5 protein-coding genes are annotated in these 5,840 nt (G+C 41.2%); 4 read left to right on the forward strand and 1 reads right to left on the reverse strand.

The genetic code is table 11. The annotated features are described in order from the left end of the window. Positions 1-526: 526 nt before the first annotated feature. Positions 527-1,099 (forward strand): hypothetical protein, encoded by a 573-nt coding sequence (locus tag RH86_RS01035; protein ID WP_009384414.1) that lies wholly within the window; start codon positions 527-529, stop codon positions 1,097-1,099. A 1,789-nt stretch (positions 1,100-2,888) separates the two neighbouring features. Here RH86_RS01035 and RH86_RS01040 read toward each other — a convergent pair. Further along, positions 2,889-3,398 (reverse strand): MerR family transcriptional regulator, encoded by a 510-nt coding sequence (locus RH86_RS01040; protein ID WP_009384416.1) that lies wholly within the window; start codon positions 3,396-3,398, stop codon positions 2,889-2,891. Positions 3,399-3,645: 247 nt separating this feature from the next. On the opposite strand from RH86_RS01040, the gene RH86_RS01045 reads away from it, so the two are divergent. From RH86_RS01045 to RH86_RS01055, 3 genes are all read left to right on the forward strand, one after another. Beyond that, positions 3,646-4,494, forward strand: a complete 849-nt coding sequence (locus RH86_RS01045) for a hypothetical protein (RefSeq protein ID WP_009384417.1) — start codon at positions 3,646-3,648, stop codon at positions 4,492-4,494. Positions 4,495-4,684: 190 nt separating this feature from the next. Continuing rightward, complete coding sequence (locus RH86_RS01050) at positions 4,685-5,128, forward strand: hypothetical protein (RefSeq protein WP_009384418.1); 444 nt, start codon at positions 4,685-4,687, stop codon at positions 5,126-5,128. Positions 5,129-5,317: 189 nt separating this feature from the next. Beyond that, the gene (locus tag RH86_RS01055) at positions 5,318-5,722 is read left to right on the forward strand and encodes a hypothetical protein (protein ID WP_139047617.1); all 405 of its coding nucleotides are present in this window, start codon (positions 5,318-5,320) and stop codon (positions 5,720-5,722) included. Positions 5,723-5,840 lie beyond the last annotated feature (118 nt).

Consider the following 5,840-nt stretch of genomic DNA (forward strand, 5'->3'; position numbering starts at 1 on the left):
GGATTGACGGTCAGTTCTTAATCTCTTAACCCGTAAAACATGCCAAGGTTCGCGGGTTGCTTCATTCAGGTTTTCGGGTGGTTTGGTCGTCTTGTTTCTTTGGCTCAAAGTCGCTTTGTGCGTATTTCCCAATCGGCTAATAACCTTGGCAGTTACCTCGGCAAATCACCATTGTTCTGCGCTGCTTGTGCTAAGAAAGGGCGCTTGTTGAGGCTTGATCGAGTTGCCTCATTCGCAGGGAAGTGAACTTACTCGTTTTTGGCTTTGGCGCATCTGCCGGTCAAGTGAGTTCGAGCTTGTGACTTGGTTCAGAAATCTAGGTGTGCATCCCAGTTCTTTGCCAAGTAAATCAACGAATTGTGCTAAAACATAACAAAGCATTTAAGACGGATTCTCAACGCTTGGCGGTTTCAGTTCAGGTCGGCTTCAATGCTAAATGTGGCAAGGTTTAAGGTTGGGTGGTCGCGTTGTTCACCACTTAATGCGGCGTTAGCTGTTTTAATCAATTTTTCCACAAGGAACTAGTATGGGAAATGAACTAGAGTACTACTTATCTTTGGAGTCTGATTTAGAAGTTTGTTCAAAATATGTTGAGTTCTCAGAGGATAACTTTAGAACGTATTCAGTACAGTTTACTAAAATCATAATGGCAGCCTCTGCAGAGATAGATACACTTGCAAAAGAAATGTGCAAAATAATTGACCCAAGTTTGGATCCTAAGAGTATTCGAGGTATTGGGAAGTATGCAGAATTAATTCTTGGTAAGTACCCAAAGTTGGTCAATATAGAGATGAGTGTTCCTAGGTATGGGCTATCATTTAAACCATGGGGCAACTGGTCCAAAACAGAGAGCCCCTCTTGGTGGCAAGGAAATAATGCGCTCAAACATGACCGAGTAAATAACTTTCAAAAGGCTAATTTGGAAAATGCGATTGAGTCACTAGCAGCATTATTGGCGCTAACTTTGTATTATCATATTGAAAAAAATGGAAAACCCTTGGAAATCAACGCATTCTTTTCTCCTCGGCTACTAAGTGTAGTTGAAGAGAATAATGATTGGACGAGTGGTGGTATTACCCATTCTTTTAATTTGCCGTAAATCAGCTAACAAAGCATTTAAGAGTGATTCCCAACGCTTGGTATTTTTCATTCCATCGTTGGGTTTCGTGTTTACGGTGGTATGGTTAAGTTTTGTGGTAGCGTTGCTCACACCTTAATGCGGCGTTATGTTTTAATGGGATTTCAATGACTTAAATTCCTTTGAGTCGTTCTTTGCCCCTTTGGCTATTCGTTGGGAGTAGACTCAGCAAATCACCATTATCGCCCAGTTCTTAAATCTCTCAGCCCGTAAAACATGCGAAGGTTCGCGGGTTGCTTCATTCGAGTTTTCGGGTGGTTTGGTTGCCTTGTTTCTCTGGCTCAAAGTCGCTTTGGGCGTATTTCCCAATCATCCAATAACCTTGGCAGTTGAGTCGGCAAATCGGCATTGCTCTGCGCTGTTGCTGCTAAGAAAGGGCGCTTGTTGAGGCTTGTTCGAGTTGCCTCATTATCAGGGAAGTGGGCTTACTCGCTTTGTGTTCGGTGCATCTGCCGGTTAAGTGAGTTCGAGCTTGTGACTTGGTTCAGAAAACTAGGTCTACACTTCAGTTCTTTGCCAAGTAAATCAACGAATTGTGCTAAAACATAACAAAGCATTTAAGACGGATTCTCAACGCTTGGCGATTTCAGTCTAAGTCAGCTTCAGTGCTAAATGTGGCAAGGTTTAGGCTTGGCTGGTCGCGTTGTTCACCACTTAATGCGGCGTTAGTTTGCAAAAGTAGAAAAGCGTTTATAGTCAAAGAGCTTAGTCTGGTTTCTGTGCTTTACACCTGTTCGTTTACCGAAAGTTGTGCAACCAAATCTTATCGTGCGTAGGGTGGCTCTCGGCTCTTTGGGCTCAACGTTATTCATTTCTCCGCATAAGTAACTCTGGCCGCTTACTCCATCTCGCGCTACTTCTTTTTCTTGGCTATTAAGTCGCTCAGTAAATAGCTTTGTCGTACTTGGTTGTTAGGTTGGTCGAATGAATTCTTTGTCAGCTAAAGTGCTTCAAACCGTAGTTGTTTGGCGCATGTCGCTTCTTAGCCAAGTGCGTTTTGTAGGTTGGGTTTTAGTTTGGTAGTTTTCAGTTTTACATTGGCGTTTAAAGCCAGTAGTTTTGTAATTAATTCAGCACCTTGGCGCTAAACTTTGGCTGCATCGTTCAGCAATCTAACAAATTGTTCAAGAGGGATTCGCACGCGTGGCACTTTTACTATGCGTTAAGTATATTGATTTCAGTAGTATGCAGTAAGTTTTGTATTGTATGCTCACCCCTTAACAAGGCGTTAGAAAGCTACTGTAAACATAAGGTTTTTGAGTTAAGTGGTTTCATTTTTGTCGTTAACTTCTCTTGCTCAAATCGCCCAAATTTTAGCTTCAGCACCTCAGTTTCTTTGGTGTTGTTGCCATCTAGCTTCATCGCTAGGCTAATATGCCACCGGCCTATATTTGCTCAATTTAGCTTTATCTAGTGGCAATTATCATGGCCGTTACTTCTGTGGGGTGGCTTGTTATTTGGTCAATGTGGTTCTGTTTTTGTGTCTTGCCTTGCAAGTGGAAGCATTGTTGGGTCAGTAGCCGGAAAATGGTGGTATCGTTTTGTGAAGTTAGTTCGGTGCTGTAATCAGCTTCCGAGTGTGCGGTGAGTATTTTTCTAACAAATTGTTCAAGAGGGATTCGCACGCGTGGCACTTTTACTATGCGTTGGGTATAGTGATTTTGGTGGTATGCAGTCGGTTTTGTATTGCGTGCTCACCCCTTAACAAGGCGTTATGCATAATAGCCTCTTCCTTGAGGCTATTTTCACTCTATAGAGCTCGAATCTTAGTGATTTCGTCACCAGAAATACCTAGAGATTCAAGGAACTTCTGGTGTTCATTAGGCTCTAGTTCTTCAAACTTCTGATGCCATTTGACCATATCGGTTTCTGTAAACCCGGCGGCAACCATGATTTCTACCCAGCGTTCTTTATTCACAACGTTTTCCTCTAATAGACTTGGTTCTTGAAGTAATACGACCACCGCTTTTTGCTGTGCTCGTAGGTTTTGGATTTCTCTTTCCAATTCATTGAAATGGTCTTTCAATATTTGGGCTTGAGACTCTCCGTTTCGGTCTAGTAATGTGCGAATACTGGAAACTGACAACCCGTATGAACGATAAGAGGTAATCGTTTCTAATCGTTCAATTTCTTTCTCACCATACCAGCGGTATCCATTTTCGGCACGGCAAGCAGGTAACAGCAGTTCTTCCTTCTCGTAGTACAAAATAGTTGTACGAGAGATTCCGAACTGTTTTGCGATTTGGGTGACAGTTAGCATATATGCTCCATTGTTGGACTGAATGTGCATCTTGAACTCTAGCCCTATAGACGGGTCAACAGTTTAATTGTACATTCATCTGGTGTGGTTCGATATGCATAACAAAGCATTTAAGACGGATTCTCAACGCTTTGCAATTTCAGTCTAGGTTGGCTTCAGTGCTAAATGTGGCAAGGTTTAGGGTTGGGTGTCGCGTTGTTCACCACTTAATGCGGCGTTAAGCGGCAAAAATAAATCAAGAGGAAACATGTACACTAATATTACTTTCGACTGCGAATGTGGCAGTGTTGTTCGAGAGGGTGTTTACTACCCAGTACATATCGCAGATACAGAAAAGGAACGAGAACAGTTTCAAGAAAGTGAATCTGAAGTTGAATGTGATAGTTGCGGTAGACCATATCACGTGCTCATAAAGAATAATGCGTATGACACTGAGTGTGTTGTAAATCATGGTGAAGTACGGGTTGAAATAACGGAGCCACAGCATGAAGAACATGAGTTACAGTTATTGATCCCGGAAGAAAGCAACCGAATCAAATTATTTCGACAACAGTTAAAATATGTAATGTTGTTGGTAAACTCTGAAGTGGATCCTGAGGCACAATATGCACATCATGTAATGCTTTATAGCCATTTAATAGCTTCAGCTGAGGGGTATCTGTTTTCTACATTTAATCACTATGTGACTAAGTCTGATACGTTACTAAGGCGTCTCGTTGAAAGTGACCCTGAGGTTGCTAAAATGAGGTTTGATCTTTCAGAAATTTTCGTTCGTCAAGAAACACTTAAAGAGACTATAGCTAAGCATCTTAATTCGGTAATCTTTCATAACCTTAAATCTACGACAAAAATGTATGCAAGTGTTTTTGGGTTTGGTTTTGGAGACATATCTTGGTTTTATCGTGCTGTAAGTAATCGACATCATTGCGCTCATCGAGGTGGGTATGACAAAGCAGGTAATCCACTCAATATCAATAAAGGAACAATCATAGAGCTTACGACTAAACTGAGCGACTTGATTGAATCAATTGAAATACGAGTTGCTGACTTTGATGATGACGGTTTCAGGCTCAAGCCAAGTGGAAAAGCCGCTTAACAAAGCGTTTAAGACAGATTCCCAACGCTTGGCATTTTTCATTCCATCGTTGGGTTTTGTGTTTAAGGTGGTATGGTTAGGTTTCGTGGTGGCGTTGCTCACTACTTAACGCGGCGTTATATTGTTACTAATGGCATGGCGTTCTGTATTGTGTTAATCTTTCGCCGTTAAGTTAACTTTCGGGAAAGCTATGAAATCTAGTAACGTACAGTATTTTCAAATTTACTTTTTGACACTTGTAATTGTCCTTTTTGTTACGCTTTTGATGTCAGGGGCATTGGTTGGGATTCCATTATTGCTGTCCTCTCCTGCTATTTCAGCTGGATTATTAGGTATTATTGCGCGTAGTGAAAACTCTTTAAAATGCCTCATTCCATTTTACGGATACAAATATCTTAAAGTAGTAATCTCTGAGTCAATTGGTAATATTCCCAACTCTGTGATTAAAACTTCTTTGGGTTTATGGTGCGTATTGGGAGGCGTTTTATTATTATCAGCAATGCTTCCACATGACCCCGACTGGGAATCTAAACGAGCGGCTAAAGAGAAACATGAAAGGGATATTGCCGAGCAAGTTGAAATTATTAGACACACTAAAAAAATGGTAGCAGAGCAGTTGGAGCGTGAAAAATAGCGCGCACGATGAGCAATATAACAAAGCGTTCAAGACGGATTCTCAACGCATGGCGTTTTCGGCATACTTCCATTTAAGTGTTTATATCACAATGGTTTAGGCAAGGTGGTTGGCGTTGCTCACCACTTAACGCGGCGTTAGATTTTATTGGAGGCAGCGGTGATAAGTTATCTTAGGTTTAGGTTCGAGTTGCACAAGTTAGAGAAGGCATCTCAAAAGTTACATCAGGAATTTAAAGCGACTGAAGAAAGTTACCAGGGGCAAAACGACAACGGTCATTTATCATTTCTGGGACAAGATCTCCAAGAACTAGATAGATGGATTGAATATCGAAAATCTGATTTCTATCGAGGTGAAGCCAACAAGTACCTTATCCCGATGCCTGAAAAATCTGAGCAGGGAGTGTATACAAGTTTTGATTTTGGTGATGAAAATGGAGCTGTTACCTACCTTACATCAAAAGGTATTTATTCATTGCGCAAGCTAATTAGAGAAGAAAAAAAGTCTAAAAGAGAAGCAATCGGCTTCTACTTTACTATCTTCACAGGTCTCATTGGTTCAATAATCGGTCTTGTTTCAGTATTGGCGAAATAAATCTAACAAGCAATTTAAGAGGGATTCTCAACGCTTGGCACTTTTGCTTCTACTTCAAATTTAGTGTTTACGGTACAATGCGTTAGATTGGGTGGTAGCGTTGTTCGCCCCTTAATTG

It is taken from the genome of Vibrio sp. N418 (genome assembly GCF_000222565.1).
GTDB classification, from domain to species: domain Bacteria; phylum Pseudomonadota; class Gammaproteobacteria; order Enterobacterales; family Vibrionaceae; genus Vibrio; species Vibrio scophthalmi.

Excerpts from the sequence above, each read along its gene's own strand:
- RH86_RS01035 (WP_009384414.1), top strand. The coding sequence starts at position 527 with ATGGGAAATGAACTAGAGTACTACTTATCTTTGGAGTCTGATTTAGAA.
- RH86_RS01040 (WP_009384416.1), bottom strand. The coding sequence starts at position 3,398 with ATGCTAACTGTCACCCAAATCGCAAAACAGTTCGGAATCTCTCGTACA.
- RH86_RS01045 (WP_009384417.1), top strand. The coding sequence starts at position 3,646 with ATGTACACTAATATTACTTTCGACTGCGAATGTGGCAGTGTTGTTCGA.
- RH86_RS01050 (WP_009384418.1), top strand. The coding sequence starts at position 4,685 with ATGAAATCTAGTAACGTACAGTATTTTCAAATTTACTTTTTGACACTT.